The 21,014-nt window shown below is 58.0% G+C and carries 14 protein-coding genes; 8 read left to right on the top strand and 6 right to left on the bottom strand.

The genetic code is table 11. From position 1 onward, the window contains the following. Window positions 1-48: 48 nt before the first annotated feature. Both cooS and MSL71_RS14365 read right to left on the bottom strand, forming a co-directional pair. A complete protein-coding gene (gene cooS, locus MSL71_RS14370; protein ID WP_180141521.1) occupies window positions 49-2,067 on the bottom strand; it encodes an anaerobic carbon-monoxide dehydrogenase catalytic subunit in 2,019 nt (672 codons plus the stop codon). Between the two features lie 91 nt (window positions 2,068-2,158). Next, a complete protein-coding gene (locus tag MSL71_RS14365; RefSeq protein ID WP_180141519.1) occupies window positions 2,159-3,718 on the bottom strand; it encodes an acetyl-CoA decarbonylase/synthase complex subunit delta in 1,560 nt (519 codons plus the stop codon). 964 nt (window positions 3,719-4,682) lie between these two features. On the opposite strand from MSL71_RS14365, the gene MSL71_RS14360 reads away from it, so the two are divergent. From MSL71_RS14360 to panB, 5 genes are all read left to right on the top strand, one after another. Continuing rightward, complete coding sequence (locus tag MSL71_RS14360; protein ID WP_180141517.1) at window positions 4,683-6,458, top strand: formate--tetrahydrofolate ligase; 1,776 nt, start codon at window positions 4,683-4,685, stop codon at window positions 6,456-6,458. 214 nt (window positions 6,459-6,672) lie between these two features. Beyond that, complete coding sequence (locus tag MSL71_RS14355; RefSeq protein ID WP_180141515.1) at window positions 6,673-8,628, top strand: ASKHA domain-containing protein; 1,956 nt, start codon at window positions 6,673-6,675, stop codon at window positions 8,626-8,628. A 110-nt stretch (window positions 8,629-8,738) separates the two neighbouring features. Beyond that, the gene (locus MSL71_RS14350) at window positions 8,739-9,503 is read left to right on the top strand and encodes an ATP-binding protein (RefSeq protein ID WP_180141513.1); all 765 of its coding nucleotides are present in this window, start codon (window positions 8,739-8,741) and stop codon (window positions 9,501-9,503) included. A 211-nt stretch (window positions 9,504-9,714) separates the two neighbouring features. After that, on the top strand, window positions 9,715-11,130 hold the full coding sequence (gene thyX / locus MSL71_RS14345; protein WP_180141511.1) for an FAD-dependent thymidylate synthase: 1,416 nt from the start codon (window positions 9,715-9,717) through the stop codon (window positions 11,128-11,130). 22 nt (window positions 11,131-11,152) lie between these two features. Continuing rightward, a complete protein-coding gene (gene panB / locus MSL71_RS14340) occupies window positions 11,153-11,944 on the top strand; it encodes a 3-methyl-2-oxobutanoate hydroxymethyltransferase (RefSeq protein WP_180141509.1) in 792 nt (263 codons plus the stop codon). A gap of 501 nt (window positions 11,945-12,445) precedes the next feature. On the opposite strand, the gene lpxB is transcribed toward panB, so the two are convergent. From lpxB to MSL71_RS14325, 3 genes are read right to left on the bottom strand one after another with little or no spacing between them, the layout of a single operon-like run. Further along, complete coding sequence (gene lpxB, locus MSL71_RS14335; protein WP_281374510.1) at window positions 12,446-13,543, bottom strand: lipid-A-disaccharide synthase; 1,098 nt, start codon at window positions 13,541-13,543, stop codon at window positions 12,446-12,448. Between the two features lie 49 nt (window positions 13,544-13,592). Continuing rightward, on the bottom strand, window positions 13,593-14,522 hold the full coding sequence (locus MSL71_RS14330; RefSeq protein ID WP_180141505.1) for a Gfo/Idh/MocA family protein: 930 nt from the start codon (window positions 14,520-14,522) through the stop codon (window positions 13,593-13,595). Continuing rightward, the gene (locus MSL71_RS14325; RefSeq protein WP_180141503.1) at window positions 14,519-15,601 is read right to left on the bottom strand and encodes a DegT/DnrJ/EryC1/StrS family aminotransferase; all 1,083 of its coding nucleotides are present in this window, start codon (window positions 15,599-15,601) and stop codon (window positions 14,519-14,521) included. The genes MSL71_RS14330 and MSL71_RS14325 overlap by 4 nt, the downstream gene beginning before the upstream one ends. A gap of 562 nt (window positions 15,602-16,163) precedes the next feature. Between MSL71_RS14325 and MSL71_RS14320 the strand changes: the two genes are divergently transcribed. Both MSL71_RS14320 and MSL71_RS14315 read left to right on the top strand, forming a co-directional pair. Further along, window positions 16,164-16,829 carry a TetR/AcrR family transcriptional regulator gene (locus MSL71_RS14320; RefSeq protein WP_180141501.1) on the top strand — a complete coding sequence of 222 codons (666 nt, stop codon included), beginning with the start codon at window positions 16,164-16,166 and terminating at the stop codon, window positions 16,827-16,829. Between the two features lie 263 nt (window positions 16,830-17,092). Beyond that, complete coding sequence (locus MSL71_RS14315) at window positions 17,093-18,175, top strand: 4Fe-4S dicluster-binding protein (RefSeq protein ID WP_180141499.1); 1,083 nt, start codon at window positions 17,093-17,095, stop codon at window positions 18,173-18,175. Window positions 18,176-18,331: 156 nt separating this feature from the next. On the opposite strand, the gene MSL71_RS14310 is transcribed toward MSL71_RS14315, so the two are convergent. Further along, on the bottom strand, window positions 18,332-18,760 hold the full coding sequence (locus MSL71_RS14310) for a hypothetical protein (protein ID WP_180141497.1): 429 nt from the start codon (window positions 18,758-18,760) through the stop codon (window positions 18,332-18,334). A gap of 329 nt (window positions 18,761-19,089) precedes the next feature. Here MSL71_RS14310 and MSL71_RS14305 point away from each other — a divergent pair, with 329 nt between their 5' ends. Further along, complete coding sequence (locus MSL71_RS14305; protein ID WP_180141495.1) at window positions 19,090-20,853, top strand: hypothetical protein; 1,764 nt, start codon at window positions 19,090-19,092, stop codon at window positions 20,851-20,853. The last annotated feature ends 161 nt before the right edge of the window (window positions 20,854-21,014 follow it).

The raw sequence follows: 21,014 nt of genomic DNA, 5'->3' as shown, positions 1-21,014 counted from the left end.
GTTGATGATCAAGCATGTGGATGGCGGCCGGACCGGGCCGCCGACCCGCTATCCGTCGATGGCCTGACGGGCGGCCATATCCATGAGGACACGTTCTCTTGCCTTGTCGATACCCAGCTCCTGGCGCTTTTTGTCGATGTGGGCGATCATCTTCTGGGCGTGTTTGACAGGATCGGGCTCGCAGTCCCACATGCCGCCGTAGAGACCTTCCAGGTCGGTGTAGAGATGGTCCTTGAAGGCAGGGGCGCCGTCCACGGGCAGGGTAACGCCGAAGACCGTGTAGACACCGGAGGTTACGAAGTAGTGGCCGATGGAGATGGCTTTCTCGCTCATCCACTCCGGGGCGCTGCCGGCCACGGGAAGGTCCTTGATCTCTTTGCCGAGTCCGCCGGCCTTGACCACTTCAGTGGCGGCCAGGAGGATTCGGGAGTTGTCCACGCAGGATCCCAGGTGGAGGACAGGGGGAATCCCCACGGTTTCACAGACCTCGGCAAGGCCGGGGCCGCAATGGACGGCGGCGCACTCGGGGCTGAGAAGGCCGGCCATGCCCGCTGCGATGGCGCTGCAGCCGGTGGTGAGGACGATGACGTCGTTTTTGATAAGCTCTTTGATGACGGTGATGTGGTCGTTGTTGTGCTTGGTCCGCGCGTTGTTACAGCCCACGACCCCTGCGATGCCCCGGATGCGGCCGTTGATGATGTTGTCGTTCAGGGTGTAGTAAGAACCCCTGAAGGAGCCGCCCAGGTGGTACTCGATGGATTCCACGCCGAAACCGACCACCTGGGTCTCTTTCTGTACGGGAATCATCACTTCGGCCTTGCGGTTTTCGAAGTTGTCGATAGCCATCTTGACGATGCGCTTGGCGTCTTCCATGGCATGGTGCTCGTCGAACTCGATGTGGATGACGTTGTTCTGCTCCATGCGGGCGATGGGGTGGGTGGTGATGAGCTTGGTGTGGAAGCACTTGGCTACGTTGGCCAGGTTCTGGAAGATACACTGAACGTCCACGACCATGGCGTCGCAGGCGCCGGTGATGATGGCAAGCTCCTGTTGCAGGAAGGTCCCCACGATGGGCACGCCGTGGCGCTGGGCCAGTTCGTTGGCCGTACAGCAGATACCGCCGAGCTGGATGCCCTTGGCACCTTTTTCCGCTGCGTAATCCATCATCTCCTTGGACTGGCTCGCGGCCACGATCATTTCCGAGAGAATGGGCTCATGGCCGTGAACGACCAGGTTGACGTGGTCTGCCTTCATGATGCCCAGGTTGACCTCAGACTGCACGGGGCTGGGGGTGCCGAACATGACGTCCTGGAGGTCCGTGGCGATCATGGAGCCGACCCAGCCGTCGGCCAGGGCCGCACGGGTGGATTGCTTGATGAGGTTTTTGTAGTCCTGGTCCACGCCCATGTGGGTGCGGTGCATGATCTCGACGATCTCGCGGTCGACGTTTCGGGGAAGGACGCCGAGCTCTTTCCAGCGGTTGTAGGTGGCCTCGGGAGCACGCTTGATGTAAAGGCATTCGCTGTCGGGCTTGCCCCACTCGTTCATGGCCTTTTCAGCCACTTCCAGGGCGATCTCGTCCATGTCGCGGTCTTTGACTTCGCCGTCCACGGTGACGGTGGTGTCCACGTCAAAGTGAGGAGCGATGGCAAGAAGCTTGTGGTAATCCTTGATCTCGTAGTCTTCGGTCTCTTTTCTCGCAACGGAGAGGAATACTTCGGCCACGCCGCGTCCGTGGTCGGAGTGGGCGGAAGCGCCGCCGGCGACCATGCGGGCAAAGTTACGCGCCGCGATGGTGTTGGCAGTGGCCCCGCAGAGGCCTTTTCGTGTGTCTTCACCTTCGATGCCGCCCTTGGGAAGGGGGAGGCGGCAGGGACCCATGGCACAGTTTTTACAGCAGATACCCTGGATACCGATGTTGCAGGGCTTCATGTTTTCAGCCCGGTCAAACACGGTTTCCACGCCGAGTTCCTGGGCACGTCTGATCATTTGCTGAGTCGCTGGATCTATAGAGGCATTGAGCGGATCCGCCAGCTTCATTGCCTTTGCTTTTTTTTCGTCTGCCATCAGAGGTTCCTCCTCTTGTTGTAGGGTCATCCTTTGCCTTGCACTCAAAGCTCGCTTCGATGCGGCTTCGTGAATGAACGTACCTTAAGGCTTACGCGACGCGACGGTGGATCATGTTGAGACGATCGATGAGCTTGTCCAGCTGGCTCTTTTGTTCTGCTGCCGCGGTGAGTGTCTTCAGGGCTTCAGGCTGGGTTCCACGGGTCTTGGCCATTTCAGCTCGGGCCTGGGCCCGCTCTGCACGGATGGCTTCTTCGGCCTCTTCCCGCTTGGCCTTGGCATCGATTTCAGCCTGTTTTTTGGCCTCTGCTTCGGCTTTTGCTTTGGCTTCCGCATCTGCCTTTGCCTTGGCTTCGGCTTCTGCCTTGGCCTTTGCATCCGCCTCTGCTTTGGCCTTGGCTTCGGCTTCCGCCTTGGCTTTGGCCTCTGCTTCTGCCTTGGCCTGGGCTTCGGGGTCTACCTTAGGCTCTTCAGCCTTGGCGGGCTCGGGGGTGGTCGGGGCAGGGGCCGGCTTGGCTTCCGCCTTGGGAGCGGCAGGTGCGGCCGGAGCTGCTGCTGCGGCTTTGGGTGCCTCTTTTTTGGCGGGTTGGGGTGCTGCTTTTTTCTCTTCTGCGATGGCGGTGTCCGGTGCGGGGGCCAGGCTTGCGAAATCGACATTCACGTCGTCAAGCTGCTTGGTGATGGCTGCCACGTCGGTGGCCATGCCTCCCTCGATCATCAGGTCGATGAAGGAGCGGACGAGCCGGACGGATTCAGGGTGGCGCATGATGAGGATGTCGCCGCCGGCGACAAGGTAGGAAACGGCGCAGACAGCTTCCATGAGGATGCCGCGTTTTTCCGGGTCGCCGAGGATGGGGGCCTCTTCAACGCTCTGCTTTGCTTCCTTGCACTTCCAGATTTCGTTGCCGAGGTTGTTGATGATGGGGAACTGGAGCTTGTCGTCGCCCTGCTGCATGGCTGCCATGCGCAGGCGCTCCATGACGGAGTAGGAGTACTCCATGCCGTAGCCCAGGCCGCCGGTGGTGGGGTCGACAATGACCCTGTCCATGGGCATGCCCAGGTTTTCCAGAAGGATGTTGACCTGTTTGGCCAGGTTAACGTCGATGGGGGATGAGGAGATCAGGGCGTGGCCGTAGCCCATGGCCGAGGCACCGATGCCTTTGTGGTTGGCGTCTTCAACCGGGCCCAGGGTGAGCTGAAATTCCTGACACTCTTCCGAGACGGCTTTGAGGACCTCTTCGTCTTTGCCCGGGTTCGAACAGCCCCAGACAATCAGGGGGACGTCGATGGCCGAGGCTACCTTTTTTACTGTGGCGGCAGCTTCCTCGGGGCTGGCGTCCTTGTCGTTGGGATCAATGCTTTTGAGTTGCAGTACGATGAGTTCTGCGCCGAATGACTCCACGCAGAGTTTTGCCCAGGCCGCAGGATCGCCTACGACATCCTTGAACGGAGCCAGGCAGGCTTCGGGCCAGTCTTCAGGTGCCATGTCCCAGACTTCCATGGCGATTTTGGGTTTGTGCGGCATGTCCCCTTCGAACTGATAGAAAGGGTAGCATGAGGCACCGCCGACGGATATGGCGTTGTCGCCCGCTCCGATGGCAATTTCCTTGATGCTTCCTGCATAGGACTCTTTAATGATTTCGAAACCCAATGTTACCTCCTTGTCGTTGACTAATTATATGGATGAAGGCGTCCATTTGTTTATTCGTGTCGATCCCGCCCGGCGGATTGTGACGATCCTTTAGGGCGTTTCGAGGAGAAACCTGAAGTTTTTAAAGAGCGGAGGTGGAAGGTAACGCAAGAGAGCGTGTTAAGAGATCGTGCTGGGCACGGCGTTTACTCTTCTATAAATATAATTCTGAGTTGTGATTCTTTCTTCTATAAGGATAGCTAAACCATGAAATTTCTAACAACTGCCTTGGGTGCTGTCAATATTAAATATCATATGATTCGAATTATTTTTCCCGGGATGATCTTTGAGAAGTAATATATGATTTTTGACAGTGGACGGCAGTTAAATATTGAAGGTGTTCCACCCTGATTGTTCGGGGTCGAGTCCATGCCGCGAACCACATAAGTGCGGGCCTTTTAGGGATATTCGTTCAGTGGCGGTCAATGGATGACAACTGGCATTGATGAGTAACATTAAAAATACTAATTAAGCCCAAAAAGTGCTTGACTGGTATGGGGTATTGAGAGATAGTTCCGAATAATAAACAAAGGATAGAAGGCAATCCGTTTTGTTGGTATGGCGTTTGGAACGGTGTTTACGATCAATGCAGACGTTATACGACATGATGGTGGTTTCTTCCGGGGGAATGCAAAGAAGAGCTGCCAGGAAGTAGTGAAAACAAACACGAGGGACCTGCCTCGGCGTTGTTGTGTTCGCACCAGGGGCCGAACACGACGGCGCGATGCAATGTGGCCCGGAAAGATTTCGGGCCGGGCGTATGTGCGCCAAGCAATTCTGAACAACCGGATAATTCCTGCGGGTGGATGCTTTTCTTATGGTACACGTGCAGGCACTGATTATGTGGGACGTACAGACCAGGAATTTGTTTTCATCACCATGCTACCGGCTCTTTCTGTGGGCCAATTCTTGAAAGGAGTAATGAATGGCTTTAGATCCAAAGAAGCACGCTGATTGGGAAATTGCTCAGGATTCTGAGAAATCCATGAAAACCATTTATGAGATTGCGGAAGAGTTCGGGCTGACCAAGGAAGAACTGCTGCCCCAGGGCCACTACATCGGCAAGATTGACTATCGCAAGGTTCTTGAACGCCTGAAGGACAAGCCCAACGGCAAGTACGTCGATGTAACCGCCATCACTCCCACGCCCCTTGGCGAGGGCAAATCCACCTCCACCATGGGCCTTGTCCAGGGCCTCGGCAAACGCGGCAAGCGCGTGTCCGCAGCCATCCGCCAGCCTTCCGGCGGTCCCACCATGAACATCAAGGGCTCTGCCGCCGGCGGCGGTCTGGCCCAGTGCATTCCCCTGACTCCTTTTTCCCTGGGCTTCACCGGCGACATCAACGCCATCATGAACGCCCACAACCTGGCCATGGTGGCTCTGACTTCCCGCATGCAGCATGAGCGCAACTACACCGACGAGCAGCTCGATCGCCTCACCAAGATGCCTCGCCTCGACGTGGATCCCACCAACGTGGAGATGGGCTGGGTCATCGATTACTGCTGCCAGTCCCTGCGTAACATCGTCATCGGCATGGACGGGGTCAACGGCAAGCGCGACGGGTTCATGATGCGATCCAAGTTCGGCATTGCCGTCTCCTCCGAGGTCATGGCGATCCTGTCGGTTGCCACCAGCCTCAAGGACATGCGTGACCGCATGGGCAAGATCGTTGTGGCCTACGACAAGAAGGGCAAGCCCGTTACCACCGAGGACCTGGAAGTGGCCGGTGCCATGACAGCCTGGATGGTGGACGCCCTGAACCCCAACCTCATGCAGACCCTGGAAGGCCAGCCCGTTATTGTCCACGCCGGCCCCTTTGCCAACATCGCCATCGGCCAGAGCTCCATCATCGCCGACCAGGTTGGCCTCAAGCTTGCCGATTTCCACGTCACCGAGTCGGGCTTCGGCGCCGACATCGGCTTTGAAAAGTTCTGGAACCTGAAGTGCCGTTACAGCGGCCTGGTTCCCGACGCAGCCGTTGTCGTGGCCACCATCCGGGCCCTCAAGTGCCACGGCGGCGCCCCGGTTCCCGTCCCCGGCAAGGCCATGCCCAAGGAGTACAGCGAAGAGAGCGTGGAGTGGGTCGAGAAGGGATGTGCCAACCTTATCCATCACATCCGCAACGTCCGCAAAGCCGGTATCAGCCCCGTGGTCTGCCTCAACGCCTTTGTCACCGACACCAAGGCCGAGTGTGAGAAGGTCCGTGAGCTGGTGGAGGCCGAAGGGGCCAAGTTCGCCATCTCCGAGCACTGGGAGAAGGGCGGTGACGGCGCCCTGGAGCTGGCAGACGCCGTTATCGCTGCGTGTGACGAGCCCACGGATTTCAAATTCCTCTACGATCTGGACATGCCGGTCAAGGAGCGTATCGAGCTCATCGCCACCGAGGTCTACGGTGCCGACGGCGTGGACTTCTCCGCCGATGCAGCGGCTTCTTTGGCGCGCATCCAGGCCGACCCCGAGCTTGCCAAGCTGGGGCTCTGCATGGTCAAGACCCACCTTTCCCTCTCCGATAACCCGGCCCTCAAAGGGGTGCCCACGGGTTGGCGGCTCCAGATCCGTGAGGTATTGACCTACGGCGGCGCCGGGTTCATCGTGCCCGTGGCCGGTACCATCAGCCTGATGCCCGGCACCGGCTCCAACCCCTCCTTCCGTCGGGTGGATGTGGATGTGGAGACCGGTAAGGTCCAGGGTATTTTCTAGGATCCCTCGATCAGGTTTGACACGCTATAGATGATAAAAAAAGGCCGGCTTGCCGGCCTTTTTTTGTCTTTAAGGAGCAAAAGCTGGATTACTTAACGTGCGTGGGTTAAGATAGCTTTCGCGTCACCGTTTCATGTCCCGCCTCTATCGTATCGCAATTGTATCGCGCCGACCCGTTGGAACGGATCTGGTGATAACCCAATCGGGAGAGAGTATGGAAAAATTTACGGTGCAGTTCATTCCCCATGATGTCTCCATCGAAGTCGCGGCCGGAGAGTCTCTTCTGGCAGCCGCCATGGAAGCAGGCGTGCACATCAACGCCTCCTGCGGCGGGGGCGGTGTCTGCGGCAAATGCCGCGTGGTGGTGGAGGAGGGGGTGTCGGCTTGCGAACAAACCGACAAATTGACCCAGGACGATTACGACGGGGGCTGGCGACTCGCCTGTATGACCGAGGTCAGGGATCACCTGACCGTTCGTGTGCCCATGGAATCCTCGGCCCTTCTGGGCGGTGAGTTGCCCCAGGCAACGCCCCGGGCAACGGCCCATATCCGCAAGATGGATTTTGAAGCGCTGAAGGAAGAGGGGCTCTTTATTCCTCCCATGGAGAAGATCTTTGTGGAGCTCCCCGTTCCCGATGCATCGGATCACAGCGCCGATGTGACCCGCCTTTTTCAGTACCTGAAAACCGTCCGGGGGGAAGGGGGGCTGGACATTGATCTCTCGGTGATCCGAAAGATGCCCAAGGTGCTCCGGGACGGGGAGTTCAAGGCCACGGTGACCCTGGAACGGCCGGTGAAAAGCGGCAACAAGTCCCGTATCGTCAATATCCAGTCCGGTGACCGCACCGACTGGAACTATGCCATCGCCCTGGATATCGGCACCACCACCATCTACGGCCAGCTCTTCAACCTGAAGGATGCCGCGGTGCTGGAGCAGTGCGGCAAGGTCAACGGCCAGGTGAGCTATGGGGAGGACGTGATCTCCCGGATCATCTATGCGGAAAAGGAAGGGGGGCTGGAGCGGCTCCGCCAGGTGGTGGTGGAGACAATCAACGAGATCGTGGGGCGCCTTTTGTCCCGCAGCGGGGTGGATGTGGAAGAGGTGTCCACCGTGGCCATCGCAGGCAACACCACCATGACCCAGCTCCTTTTGGGCGTGGATCCCCGCAACATCCGACGGGCGCCGTACGTGCCTGCGGCCAACGTCTATCCCCCGCTTCTGGCCCAAAGCCTGGGCATCACCCTTGCCGAACACACCACGGCCCTTATTTACCCGCTCATCTCCAGTTATGTGGGGGGAGACATTGTGGCAGGCGTCATGGGCAGCGGCCTCTACCGGAGCGACAAGCTGACCCTTTTTATCGACATCGGCACCAACGCCGAGATCGTGGTGGGCAACAAGGAGTGGCTGGCCTGCACCGCCTGTTCCGCAGGCCCCGCCTTTGAGGGCGGAGGCATCAAGTTCGGCATGCGTGCAGCCCCGGGGGCCATCGAGGATTTTTCCCTCGACCCGGTGAGCTGGGAGCCCATGCTGCGGACCGTGGGGGGCGCCAGGCCCCGCGGGATCTGTGGGTCGGGTCTCATCACCACCGTTGCCGTTCTTTTTGAAAACCGCATCATCGACAGCCGCGGCAAGTTCAATACGGATCAGGCCAACCCGAGGCTGCGGGAAAGCGAAGGCATCACGGAGTATGTCCTGGTCTGGGCGGACCAGACGGACATCGGGCGGGACATCACCTTGACCGAGCCGGATATCGACAACCTCATCCGTGCCAAGGGGGCCGTCTACAGCGGGTGCGAGACCCTGCTCAACGAGGTGGGACTCTCCATTTCCGAGATCGAGGAGATTATCCTTGCCGGCGGGTTCGGCAGCTACATCGACCTGCAGCGCGCCTTTACCATCGGCTTCCTTCCCGAGATCGATCCTGCCAAGGTGACCTTCATCGGCAACGGGTCCCTCATGGGGGCGAAGATGAGTGCCCTGACCAACACCCTGCGCCAGGATGTGGTCCAGGTGGTGCGCATGATGACCAACTTCGAGCTCTCCGAGACCCCATCCTACATGGATCACTACATCGCGGCCCTTTTTTTGCCCCATACCGACCTGAACCTGTTTCCCCGCCTGAAGGCGAGGCTCTCTGAAAAGCAGGGGGCGGTGGATACGCCGTGAGGAGAATGTGTTATGATGCGGGGTGCTGCGGCGACCGCACCATGAACGCACCGCAGGCGGTATAGGATTGTTTATCACGTCATAATTTTTGACCCTGATTGAGGACGACCATGGGAAAAGTAATTGCAGTAGCAGGCAAGGGCGGTACCGGAAAGACCACCACGGCATCCCAGGTGGTACGGTACCTTGCGGCAAGCGGTGTCTCACCGGTACTGGCCGTGGACGCTGACCCGAACAGCAACCTCGGGGAGACCCTGGGGATCGAGGTGGAAAAGACCGTCGGGGATATCCGTGAAGGGTTCATGAAGGACCCGCAAGGGGTTCCCTCGGGCATGGACAAGGTCAATTATCTTGAGCTCCTCATGAACCAGGTCATCATCGAGCGCAGGGATTTTGACCTCCTCGTCATGGGACGCCAGGAGGGCCAGGGGTGCTACTGCATGGTGAACAATATCCTGAACCGGTTCACCGAAGAGCTGGCCAGAACCTACAAATACCTGGTGGTGGACAACGAAGCGGGCATGGAGCACCTGAGCCGGCGCACCAGCGGCCGGGTGGACTATCTGCTGCTTATCACGGATTACTCATTGCGTGGCCTGCGGGCGGTCAAGAGAATCCACGACATGCTCGACGACCTCAAACTCGACGTCAGGCACAAGGGCCTTGTGGTGACCCGGGCCCCGGAAAACCTCAACGGAACGTTTCTTGCCGAAGTCAAGGAGATCGGGGTTCAGATTGTGGGCACCGTCCCGGACGATCCGGAACTGGCGGTTTTGGACATGGAGAAGCGGTCCATGATGGAGCTTGGCGATGACTCTGCATCGGCAAAGGCCGTGGGAGGGGTCATGGAGAGGGTGCTGGCCGACCTTGCCTGAGGTCGGGCGCCTGCGTGCTCCCATGCCGGGAACTCCGGTTTTTTGGAAGTAAACCGGGAGCTCACGGGGAACGTCTAATTCATATCGATCAGTGAAAGCGGGGCGTTGACAGCGCCCCGCTTTTTTAGCTCTTGCCCTGCCTTCCCTCTTTATTATATGGGAAATAGACATCCTTCATTTATCATCAACCATTGAGGAGCAGATCATCCATATGGAAAAAGCAAGAGCAGTCATACTTGCCTTTACACCGGAACCTGAACGTATATGCGCTTCTGCGGCGCGTATTTCATCCACCAAAGGGGCGGCCACCGAGATCTATGAGAATACGGATCAGAGCAACATCGGCCAGCTGATCAAACGGGTCGTGGCCCTGGGTCATGTGACCATCACGGAGCACGCCGTTTTCAACATCGCCTTTGAAAACGTTTCCGCCTTTTTCGAGCAGTTTCTTATTGAGTTCCGTCTGGCCGCGTACACGATCAAATCCCGCCGTTACGTGGACTACTCCGAGATGGGGGGACTCTCCCCTGAGTTTCGTTTGAAAAAAGGGGGGCTGGCCGATGCGTCCTTTGGCGAACGCTTCGAGACACTGTCCAGGGAGCTGTTCGAGGACTACCACAAGCTTCTGGAGGCAGGTATTCCCAAGGAAGATGCCCGGTTCGTGCTGCCCTACTGCCTGAGGAGTCATATTTACTGCACGGTCAACGCCCGTGAGCTGCTTCATATCCTTCACTCCTGCCTCAACGGCCGCGGGGCCGCGTACCCCGAGATCCGCCAGATCGGTGAAAGCCTCCTGGACCAGGCCAAAGAGATTCTCCCCGATGTGTTTGATGACATTGACAAGGTGGAGAAAGGACGCGAGGACAAGGAGAACAGGCTCTGCGAGCTGGTTGCCGACAAGGGCGTCCAGCGGCGTGCCGACGGGGACAGCGCCCTGGTGGAGCTGTTGACCCACTCTGGAGAGCCCGACCTCATGGTGGCTGTCTCCGCCCTTGTTTCCCATTCCGGGTGCTCCTCGTCCGATGCCCTGGGCATGCTGCGTGACGACGAAGAACTCACCGCGGGAATCATCGACATCGTGACCTCGGATCGGCGCAGGCGAGAGCTTGAGCAGGTGAACGTCACTTTTCGCCTGAACGACATGAGCCTGTCCTGCCTGACCCACCTGGCACGCCATCGTATCCAGTCCCTGGTGGTGCCCTCCTTTACAGAGTTCGGCAAGAGCCGGACCTGTGTGATGCCCGAAACCATCACCGAAAATGAAGCCGCCAAAGAGATCTACATGGGCTGCTTCGAAAAGAGCATGGATCTGTACGAGGCCTTCCGCGATGCGGGTGTCATGGAAGAGGACCTTGTCTATCTGTACCTGAGCGGCAACGTGATGGACGTGGTGACCACCATGAACGGCCGGGAGCTCTACCATTTTCTCAAGCTGCGCTGCTGTGACCGGGCCCAGTGGGAGATCCGAAACTACGCCGTGGGCATGCTTTCTGCCGTACGGGGAATCTCTCCGGTGCTCTTCGGCAAGGTCGGCCCCGGGTGCTTCATGGACGGGGTGTGCCCGGAAGGCAAGATGAGTTGCGGTAAACAAGTTGAAATGAAGAAGCTTTTTTCTAATATGGAATAATATAAGGAAAGGTGTCATTGTCATGAAGAAGGTTACCGTCACAACGTTGTACAACAAGAAGAAGGAAGGGGAGAAGATCACGGCCATGACCGCCTATGATTTTCCCTTTGCCACCCTCATGGATGAGACCGGGGTGGACATGATTCTCGTGGGGGATTCCCTGGGCATGGTCATTCAAGGGGGCAACAGCACCCTTCACGTGACCATGGACGAGATGATTTACCACACTCGCATTGTCTCACGGGCCTGCAAGCGTACCATGGTGGTGGGGGATATGCCCTTTATGGCGTATCAGACCAGCGTGGAGGACGCGGTGCGAAATGCCGGTCGCTTTTTAAAGGAGACCGACTGCTCGGCCGTGAAGCTCGAAGGCGGGGCCTCGGTGTGCGAGGTGATAAAGGCCATTTCCAACGCCGGCATCCCCGTCCAGGCTCACATCGGCCTCACCCCCCAGTCCGTTCACCAGATGGGTGGATTCAAGGTACAGCGTGACGAAGACCGACTTATGGCAGACGCCCTGGCCGTTCAGGAGGCCGGAGCCTTCTCCGTGGTGCTGGAAGGCATTCCCAGCCACATCGCCAGGGCAATCACCGAGAAGCTCTCCATCCCCACCATCGGTATCGGCGCCGGTCCCGACTGTGACGGCCAGATCATCGTCATGCACGACACCCTGGGCATCAACTCCGGCCATATCCCTAAGTTTGTGAAGAAGTACGCGAACCTGGGGGATGAGGCCAGAAAAGGCATCAAAGGGTTCATCGATGAGGTGAAAAGCGGAGAGTTTCCCGCGCCCGAGCATTGCTACAGCAAATAGTAGCGCGTATAGCCGCCTTCTATGGTGGCCCATCGGGTTATGATGGCATGATCCCGGAGGATCAATAAAAAAAAGCCTGTGCAATTGCACAGGCTTTTTTTGTTGCTTTGTAACGATTCGGGTTGCCCCTGTTCGTTATTCTTAACGTGCTGCAAGAAAAAAATAAAAGCACAAAAAATAGCCTCCGGCGGCAAGGTGTGCCACCTTGAAAGCAAATTGCCGCCGGGCTTTGCCCCTCGTTCCTCGGGTCAAATCCCAGCGGTATTCTGGGGAACCATTGTGTGATTGTAACTATTCAGCTATGCCTCCGGCGGGTCGCTTTTTTAAAAAAAAGCTCCGCAAAAAACTCTTCTAAGGCAGAAAATGTCGAAATTGTTTCGGCGTAGCCTGGAAGGCTTACTTAAGACCTGTTTGTCAAACTTTTTAAAAGTTTGGCCCCCGGCAGGGCCGCCGGAGGCTTTTTTGAACTGAATAGTTACGTTGTGTTTTTTAAACCCCGAATCAGGGCCTTTCCGTCAGGGAGAATATTTCCCGTGCGGCGTAGTCCGCGTCAAAGGCTTTGACCAGGGTGCGGAACCGCCCCAGTTCGCTTCGGATGCGCCCCAGGCGGTCCGGATCGCTCAGGATGGCAACCACCTCGTCGGCGATGCCTTCGGGGGTGGCGGCGTCCTGGATCAGCTCGGGGAAGACATGGTGCCCGAGGATAAGGTTGGGGATGGAGATGGCGTCTACTTTCACCAGGCGCTTGGCCAGATGATAGGTGACGGGGTTCATGCGGTAGAGCACCACGGTGGGAACCCCGGACAGGGCCAGCTCAAAGGTGACGGTGCCGGAGCATGCGATGGCCAGGTCCACGTTCTGGAATTCGTCGTGGGGGTTGCCCTCGTACACCCGGATACCGGCTTCGTGGGCGCTGTCGAAGAGGGTCGCATCGAGGCTGGGGTGCTTAAGCACGGAGAAGCTGGCGTCCATGCGGGCGTCAATGCCTTTTTTGGCTTCGCACATGGTGGCCAGGTTGGACTTGACCTCTTTGCGTCGCGAGCCGGGAAGGAGCAGGATGCGCCGGGGCCCTGTATTCCCTGTTGTGTCCTTTTTCATGGCCGTGATGGTGTTGACCAGGGGGTTGCCCACAAAGGCGGCTTCCACGCCGTTGTCCCTGTAAAAGGTCTCCTCAAAGGGAAAGAGCACCAGCATTTTGTCGATGTATTGTTTCACCAGCTTGAGGCGGCCTTTGCGCCAGGCCCAGAGCTGGGGGCTGATGAAGTAGACGAGCTTACGGCCCGGTTTGGCCACCCGTTTGGCCATGCGGAAGTTGAAGTCCGGGTAGTCGGTGAAGATCACCACATCGGGGTCGATCTCTTCAATTTGATCGGCGATGCGGTTGAAGATCCGGATGAGGGTGGGCAGGTAACTGATCACCTCGAAGAAACCGGTGACCGCGTGGCTGGCCAGGTCCGCCACCTGGGTGGAGCAGGCGGCCAGGCCGGGTCCGCCTGCCGAATAGACATCGATGTCGGGTGATGCGTTTTTCAGGGCGTGAACCAGTTCGGTGGCATGCATGTCACCTGAGGGTTCTCCTGCAACGATAAAAAGTTTCACAACCTTGCCTTTGTATTCAGGGTATCGGGAGACCGGAGTCCCTTGGATTTTATTGTGGCGGGATCCGGAGCTGTGTCTGACGGTTGGCCAGATCTTCGTCGATTTTCAGGGCAAGGTCAAGGGCCATGGCCGCATTTTTTGCCAGTGTGTAGTCTCGCCGTTTCGCTGTGATACCGGCGTGAAAATGCAGGATCTCCCGTTTCAGGGGTTCTTCCTTTTCAATGGAGATGACCCTTTTTTCGATGCCGTTCTCTCCGTTTCTGAACGCCTTGATGGTGTGGCCTGCAAAGTCCAGGGAGATGTAATTGTGGTTGAAAAAGACCCGGGTCCTGCGCATCTGCTCTTCGGATATCCGTGAGGCCGTGATGTTGGCGATGCATCCGCCCTTGAAATGAATTCGGGCGTTTGCGATGTCCGCCTTGTCCGTCAGGGCCTTGATGCCCACCCCTTCCACCGAGGCCACCTCGTCGTCCACCAGGTCGAGGATGATGTCCAGGTCATGGATCATCAGGTCCAGCACCACGCTGATGTCTAAAGACCGGTTGGGGAAGGGGCCCAGCCGGTGGGATTCGATGAACATGGGGGCGGTGATCATTTTGCGGGCCTCGGCGTAGGCCTTGTTGAACCGCTCCACCATGCCCACCATGAGAAAGGCGTTTTTCCGTGACGCGGTGTTAAGGAGATCTTCGGCTTCATCCATGGTGACGGCGATGGGCTTTTCAATGAGGCAGTGGACCCCGTGGTCGAGGAAAAATTTCGCCACCTCGTGGTGGCTCACCGTTGGGGTGGCCACGGTGACCGCTTCAACGCCGAGGTTCAGGAGCTCTCGGCAATCCCGGGTCCAGACAGACCCGTGGAGGTGTTCCTGGCTCGGCTGGTGCGGGTCCGCCACCCCCACCAGCTCGAATGCGTCCAGTTCATCGTAGATCCGGGCATGGACCTTTCCCAGTTTTCCCATGCCGATGACACCTGCCTTCATACAGCCTCCAGAACAGCGGTTGTCACGCGTCGGATCTGCTCATCGCTGAGATACGGGTGCATGGGCAGGCTGAGGACATGGGCAGCCACCTCATCGCTGACGGGAAGGTGGGCGTCCGGCCGGAGAAAGACCGGCTGGTGGTGCAAGGAGACGGGATAGTAAACGGCAGTGGGGATGTCTTGCTGCTTGAGGGCCTCCTGCAGGGCGTCTCGGTCGTCAACGCGGATGGTAAGCTGGGCGTAGACCGAGGTGTTGTGGGGTCGGACCACCGGAGGGATGATGCGGTCATGGGCAAGGGCTTCGGTGTATTGCCTGCCGATGGTCCGGCGTTTTTCAATTTCGTGCGGAAACAGGGGCAGTTTGGCAAGGAGCACCGCTGCCTGGATGCTGTCCAGCCGTCCGTTGATGCCCAGTCGGGGATGGTGGTAGCGTCGGTCCTGTCCGTGCTCCCGGATTTCCCGCATGCGCGTTGCCAGGATCTCGTCTGAGGTGAAGCAGGCCCCGCCGTCTCCGTAACATCCCAGGGGCTTGGAAGGGAAAAAGGATGTGCAGCCGATGGTGGAGAGGCCGCAGGATGGGTTCCCTTTGTAGGTGGCCCCGAAGCTCTGGGCTGCGTCTTCGATGACTGGAAGGCCGTGGCGCCGGGCAACGGCGTTGATGGCATCAAAGTCGGCACATTGCCCGAAGAGGCTGACGGCCATGATGGCTTTGGTTTTATCCGTTATTGCGGCTTCGATGAGGCCGGGGTCGATGTTGCATGTGTCGGGCTCAATATCCACGAACACGGGCACGGCCCCCAGCAGGGCGATGGTTTCCGCTGTGGCGACAAAGCTGAAGGGGGAGGTGATCACCTCGTCTCCGGCTGAGATGCCCAGGGCCATCATGGCCATGAGCAGGGCCCCGGTTCCACTGGCGGCCCCGATGCAGTGTGCGGTGCCGACAAACTCTGCAAGTCGGTTTTCCAGCTCCCGGACCTCGGGTCCGTTGATGTATTGTCCGTGTTGGAGGACAGCATGGATTCGTTCGTTTACATCCCTTTCAATCTGGTCGTACTGGGCTTTGAGATCGATAAATTGCATGGCGTCTCCTTGGCTTTCTAAGGCGTTGGGGGGCGTCGTCAATTTGGGTGATGCATGTTCGGAATGTTGCCCCGTCGGTGGGAGGGGTGTCTCCTGACCGATTGTGTCGGTAGCTCAGGTGTTGGTTATGTTGGTTTTGTCGAAGTATCGCTGTTTACGGTGGTGTGGTATGTTTTGTGGATAGATAATGAGTAAAAAAAAAGCGGGAAAATGTCAAAGCTTCTTCTGGGCTCCGGGGCTTTAGAGTCTGGGAGACTCATGGTGCCGCCGTGCCCTCATGGTGCCGCATTGACGGCGCCTGAAGATGGCTTATTTATGTATTTCGAAGGGTTGTCGGGTGTGACGGCCCAAAAGGCACAGCCGTCGAAGCATCCATTGCAGCATGGGGGGTGTCTCCAGCCGGGTGGTTTTATTCTCAGGCTGCCCGGTCTCCGGGTGGTTTGTTGAACACCGACGGGGGAACGGTGTCAATGGGCCAGAGATATGGTGTCCGTATTGTCCCGGGATGTCGGGTGGTTCTTTGATGTTGACGCTGTCAACATCGCCGTGTATGCTACCCGACATGATGAAAAATACCATTGAAGAAACCGCAACCTATCATCACGGGAACCTCAGGCACCGGCTCATTGAAGTGGCCCTTGAGGCCATTGAAGAGGCGGGGGCTGCCGAGCTGACCCTTCGCGGTATTGCAAAGCGGGCCGGGGTGAGCCATTCGGCCCCCTATCGCCATTTTCCGGATAAAGAGGCCCTTCTTGTGGCCGTGGCCCGGGAGGGGGTTGCCCTCATGCTTTCCGAGATCAAGCTTCGGCTGGAACGGGCCAAGGGCGATCCCCTGGCGCGGTTTATGGTGTGCGGTCTGGCCTACATCGATTTTGCCATTGCCCACCCCGCCCATTTCCGGGTGATGTTTGTCTCGCCCCGGATGGGGGTGTCCGTGCCCGAGGACTTGAAGCCGGAGTCCACGCCTTTTTTTCACCTGTTCATCGATGAGATCACCGAGTGCTGGAAACTGGGGCTCCTTAAGGGGGAGAGCCCGCACGCCATCGCCCTTTCCGCGTGGTCCATCGTCCATGGGTTTTCCCTTCTCGTCATCGACGGGCATCTCCAGGGAGGCGTCCTGGACGAGGGCTCCCGGGAGTCCATGAAACGGGGGCTGCTGTACGCTTTTTATTCGGGGGCTCGCGGTGAGAACGGCCCTGAGGTGGTGCCGCCCGCCCCACGGGGCTGACGGGTCGTTTGTGACGGGCCCTGAGGCGCCTGCACGTGTCAATAAGGCTGCTTCGGCAACGCTATCCCGGATACTTCACGAGTCGAGTGAAGGGTGAAAAAATCAAACAGCACACGCTGATGTACATTTTGCATTTTAAAAATAGCGAACACTTTTATTGCAGCCATCCCAAATCATATTGTTTCCCCTTTGGGTGGTTGCTTTCCCATGAAATATCCGTGTTATAGATGATAACAGGCAACACAAGATTGAGGGAGGAGAGTATGGCTGAGACGATTTACAGGCGGTTGCAACAGGTGCTGGATACCCTGCCCAACGGGTTTCCGGCCGCGGACGACGGGGTGGAGATCAAGATTCTTAAGCGGATCTTCACCGAGGAGGAGGCGGAGATCTTCTGCGACCTGCGTCTGACCTACGAAACCGCCGAGCAGATCGCCGAACGATCGGGTCGTCCCCTGGAAGGGCTCGACGACAAACTCAAGACCATGTGGGGGAAAGGCCAGGTCTTCGGCATCGATTTCGGCGGTGTCCATGTCTTTCGCATGGCCCCCTGGATCTTCGGGATCTACGAGTTCCAGCTCAAGGGCCTCGACCGGGAGCTGGCGGAGATCTGCAAGGCATACGAGACCTGCTTTGCCGAGCAGTTTTTTACCCACGATCCCCCCATGATGCATGTGGTGCCCGTGGAAGAGGAGCTGGGCAGCGACAGCCAGGCCCTTCCCTTTGATCAGGTTTCGGCCATTATTGAAAAGGGAAAGTCCTTTGCCGTAACCGAGTGCATCTGTAAGACAGAACAAGGGCTCATGGACAACCCCTGCACCAAGCCCACGGAGGTGTGTCTCTCCATTGCACCGGTTCCCGGTTTTTTCGACAACCATCCCTTGAAGCTGCGCCCCATTTCAAAGGAGGAGGCCTACGGTGTTCTGAAAATGTCCGAAGAGGCCGGGTTGGTCCACATGACCAACAATTTCGAGAAGGGGCATTTTTACATCTGCAACTGCTGCGGTTGCTGCTGCGGGGTTTTGAGGGCCAAAAACGAGCTGGGGCTGACCAACGCCGTCCATTGCAATTACACGGCGGTGATCGACGAGGAGGCGTGTGTGGGCTGCGGCCTCTGCGCCGATGAACGCTGCCAGGTTTCCGCCATAGAAGAGGCGGATGGGGCTTATCGGGTCCTTGAGGACGTGTGCATCGGCTGCGGTCTGTGCATCTCCACCTGTCCGACCGAGGCTGTGTCCCTGGTACGAAAGCCTGAGTCGAGTCTTGTGGCGCCTCCGAAAAATGAGGCGGAGTGGTATGCCAGGCGAGGGGAAAACCGGGGGGTTGATTTCTCGTCTTTTGCCTGATGGGCTAATCTTTGGAAGGGGGGCACCAAACGGAGCGCCCACGGTGTTGCCGTGGGCGTTTTGCGATTGTGTTGACCCGGTGGGTTTCCCATGACGCATCAGGGTGCCCCAACCCGGATATTTCACGAGTCGAGTGCACCCATTTTTTTGTGGGGGTCAGCCCTCGCCGGGAAAGTTCAGGGTGAGTTGTTCCTGCTTTTTTTCTTTTTTGACTTTGATTTTCAACTCCATGCTGTTTCCGCGAAACCCAAGGGCCAGGGCGGTTTTTCCCTTGTCTTCTTCAATGTGGGTAATGGCCCGTACCATATCAAGGATGCGCGTGCCGGTCTCTTGTCCCGGGGTGGGCAGGGGGGTGGTCCTGTAAGTGGCTTTGACCTCCACCGTCCCTGAAGCCTGCTGCGTCAGGCTGATTTTTTCCGCGTTGCTGTTGACGCCGTGGAGAACGGCCAGGGCGATCCATTTCAGGGCGGTCTCTTCGGTTGCCGGTTCCCGGCTGAGGGTGGACATCTCTTTCAGGGGGTCGGTCTCCGCATAGCAATCGCAGAGCTCCTGAACCTTTAAGTGGGGGTTGGCGGACTCTTTCATGGTGTCTCCAGATTAGTGGGTTGGCGGGCGGGGCGGTGAGGATGGTCTGCGGGGAAGGGGCCCGATGCGGGGTGATGGCCTATGTTATGGTTAAAATTGATTTTATCATACTTGACTATGGGGTCAATAGGCCGAAGGGCTCCGGGGCTGTCCCGGCAGCATGGTGGCAGTGCAAGAGGAAATTCCTTGGAACGGATTTTGTGAGCGGATAAGGCGCTTGACACTGTTTTTTCGGTATGATACCGTGATTAAGATAAGCTATTTTTTAATAAAATCATGGTGTTGCATTAAACACGTCATTGCCTACTCACCTCCAGGAGATGCCGATTATGACCGATCCCACTAGTAAAGTCCCCATGGATAAAACACCTCCGGATGCATTGGACGACCATTGGTTGGAAGACGATGACGAGCCCATTGAACTGACGGAGCTGGCTGCCGTGAACGGGGACGTTCCGACGGAAGATGACCGTGGAATGAGTGGTGACGATGGATCTGTTGACGCCATGGGGCCGGACTCGGAGGACGAGGACGATATACTCGAACTCACCGAGGAGTTCAGGCTGGATGACAATGGCACACCCCAGGAGGACGCTTCCTCTGGCTCCGGCGAAGAGGTCCCTGACCTCGGCGATGAGACCATTGATCTGACGGAGATGGCAGGGCTTGTGGAAGAGCCTCTTGAAGGACAGCTCCCTGACCTTGGCGAAGAGACCATCGATCTGACGGAGATGGCGGGCCTGGTGGAGGAGCCCCTGGAAGGGCAGGCTCCTGATCTTGGCGAAGAGACCATCGATCTGACGGAGATGGCAGGCCTGGTGGAAGAGCCCCGGGACGGTCAGGTCCCTGACCTTGGCGATGAGACCATCGATTTAACGGAGATGGCGGCTCTTGTGGAAGAAACCCCGGAGGAGCAGCCCCCTGACCTTGGTGAAGAGACCCTTGATTTGACGGAAATGGCAGGCCTCACCGAAGACGTTCAGGTAAAGGCGTCACCTGAGTCCGAAGAAGACGTCATAGACTTAACGGATATGGCGAGCCTTGTGGATGGGGTTACGGAAGAGGTCGCCCCGGAGCGTGGTGACGAGGTCATCGATCTGACGGAAATTTCGTCCCTCCTTGAAGAGGACCCTGCTTCCCAGGGGGAAGAGGTCACCGAATTCGGAGGCGAGAGCCTGGATCTCTCCTTCAGCCTGGACGATCTGGATACGTCGCAGCGAAGTGACGTGCTGGAGGCCGATACCACCCTGGACGTGGCAAAGGGCGATGACGATGGCTTTGTGGATATCGACCTGCTTCTTGCCGACAGCGAGGATGGGGACGGTGGGATGGACTCCATGGCAGGGGAAGGGCTCTTGGGCGAGCTTTCCGAGGACACCGTTGTTCTGCCGGTGGATGATGACCCCTTTGTCGAAAAGACCGTGGTTTTACCCGTCGATGACGAGCCCCTTCTGGACCTGGGAATGCCCCTGGACGGGGAGGATGCGGTCGCCGACGGTGCTGCCTCGGAAGAGGGGTTGCTGGACGCACTTTCCGATGAGACCGTGGTGCTCAATGACGACGAGCCCCTTCTGGATCTCGGCATACCCCTGGATGAGGAGCCGTCGGCAGCTGAAGAGGCCCCGGCCGGGGACGGGTTGCTGGACGATCTCCCCGATGAAACCGTGATGCTGGCCGACGACGAGGACCCCCTTCTGGACCTCGGCATGCCCCTGGATGAGGAGCCTGCCGCTGCAACCGGTGACCGGGAGGGCGGCGGGGTGCTGGATCTTTCGGATCTGGTGGATGAACAGGGGCGTCGAGCCCAGGAGTCTGAAAAGCCCGAGAGGCGCCCTCCGGGTTTTCCTGAGGGGACCTTTGACCTGGCCGGGATCAACGACGACCCAACCGTGGATCGCGGAGATGAGCAGGCTTCGGTTTCCATGGCCGGATTGGCCGATATCCCCGAGGAGCAGCTTGAACGGGTGGTGGAGCGTGTGATCCGGACCATGTTCAAAGAGCGGATCGAAGAGCTGATTGTCGATGCCATCGGCAAAAACCTCTCTGAAGATATTGAGAAAATGAAAAAGATGATCCGGGAAAATTTTTCCTGATTTCCCTGGGTCGTTAATAAATGGTTGCAAGAAGACTGGAGATTATTTAATAATTTCCAGTTTTTCTTTTTGGGTGGTTTCGCAGGCGTGGCCCGGCTGCTGAAACCGTCGAAGGAAATAGTGCGTGGTTCCGACACCTTGGGGCAGGATGCCCCGGTGCC

It is taken from the genome of Desulfoluna butyratoxydans (genome assembly GCF_900699765.1).
Taxonomy (GTDB): Bacteria; Desulfobacterota; Desulfobacteria; order Desulfobacterales; family Desulfolunaceae; genus Desulfoluna; species Desulfoluna butyratoxydans.
Note: the sequence above shows the minus strand (reverse complement) of the source record. Positions and strands in the feature narration are given on the sequence as shown.

Excerpts from the sequence above, each read along its gene's own strand:
- cooS (WP_180141521.1), bottom strand. The coding sequence starts at position 2,067 with ATGGCAGACGAAAAAAAAGCAAAGGCAATGAAGCTGGCGGATCCGCTC.
- MSL71_RS14360 (WP_180141517.1), top strand. The coding sequence starts at position 4,683 with ATGGCTTTAGATCCAAAGAAGCACGCTGATTGGGAAATTGCTCAGGAT.
- MSL71_RS14355 (WP_180141515.1), top strand. The coding sequence starts at position 6,673 with ATGGAAAAATTTACGGTGCAGTTCATTCCCCATGATGTCTCCATCGAA.
- MSL71_RS14350 (WP_180141513.1), top strand. The coding sequence starts at position 8,739 with ATGGGAAAAGTAATTGCAGTAGCAGGCAAGGGCGGTACCGGAAAGACC.
- thyX (WP_180141511.1), top strand. The coding sequence starts at position 9,715 with ATGGAAAAAGCAAGAGCAGTCATACTTGCCTTTACACCGGAACCTGAA.
- panB (WP_180141509.1), top strand. The coding sequence starts at position 11,153 with ATGAAGAAGGTTACCGTCACAACGTTGTACAACAAGAAGAAGGAAGGG.
- MSL71_RS14330 (WP_180141505.1), bottom strand. The coding sequence starts at position 14,522 with ATGAAGGCAGGTGTCATCGGCATGGGAAAACTGGGAAAGGTCCATGCC.
- MSL71_RS14325 (WP_180141503.1), bottom strand. The coding sequence starts at position 15,601 with ATGCAATTTATCGATCTCAAAGCCCAGTACGACCAGATTGAAAGGGAT.
- MSL71_RS14320 (WP_180141501.1), top strand. The coding sequence starts at position 16,164 with ATGATGAAAAATACCATTGAAGAAACCGCAACCTATCATCACGGGAAC.
- MSL71_RS14315 (WP_180141499.1), top strand. The coding sequence starts at position 17,093 with ATGGCTGAGACGATTTACAGGCGGTTGCAACAGGTGCTGGATACCCTG.
- MSL71_RS14310 (WP_180141497.1), bottom strand. The coding sequence starts at position 18,760 with ATGAAAGAGTCCGCCAACCCCCACTTAAAGGTTCAGGAGCTCTGCGAT.
- MSL71_RS14305 (WP_180141495.1), top strand. The coding sequence starts at position 19,090 with ATGACCGATCCCACTAGTAAAGTCCCCATGGATAAAACACCTCCGGAT.